The organism is Achromobacter sp. GbtcB20, from assembly GCF_019091095.1.
Classification (GTDB): domain Bacteria; phylum Pseudomonadota; class Gammaproteobacteria; order Burkholderiales; family Burkholderiaceae_B; genus Achromobacter; species Achromobacter mucicolens.
On sequence record NZ_JAGXJZ010000117.1, the window covers coordinates 1 to 696 of the forward strand.

General features: G+C 61.8%; 1 protein-coding gene. It reads right to left on the minus strand.

All coding sequences use genetic code 11. From position 1 onward, the window contains the following. On the minus strand, window positions 1-696 hold a 696-nt coding region (locus tag KVT32_RS28080; protein ID WP_254637048.1), incomplete at both ends, for an isocitrate/isopropylmalate family dehydrogenase.

The window sequence follows — 696 nt, forward strand, 5'->3', positions numbered from 1 at the left end:
GGCCGACAGGATCAGCGAACCCGGGTTCACGTAATCCTTGCCGGCATACTTCGGCGCGGTGCCGTGGGTGGCCTCGAACATCGCAACCGAATCCGACATGTTGGCGCCCGGCGCAATGCCGATGCCGCCGACCTGGGCCGCCAATGCGTCCGAGATATAGTCGCCATTCAGATTCAGGGTAGCGATCACGCTGTACTCGGCCGGACGCAGCAGGATCTGTTGTAGGAAGGCGTCGGCGATCGAATCCTTGATGACGATGTCGCGTCCGGTCTTCGGATTCTTGAACTTGCACCATGGGCCGCCGTCGATCAGTTCGGCGCCGAATTCGCGCTGCGCCAGGGCGTAGCCCCAGTCGCGGAAACCGCCTTCGGTGTACTTCATGATATTGCCCTTGTGAACCAGGGTCACCGAGGGCTTGTCGTTGTCGATTGCGTACTGGATCGCCTTGCGCACCAGGCGCTCGGTGCCTTCGCGCGAGACCGGCTTGATGCCCAGGCCCGAGGTCTCCGGGAAGCGGATCTTCCTGACGCCCATTTCATTGGTCAGGAAGTCGATCAGTTTCTTGACGCCTTCCGAGCCTTCGGCCCATTCGATGCCGGCGTAGATGTCTTCCGAGTTTTCGCGGAAGATGACCATGTGGGTCTTTTCCGGCTGCTTCAGCGGCGAGGGCACGCCGGCGAAATAGCGCACCGGGCG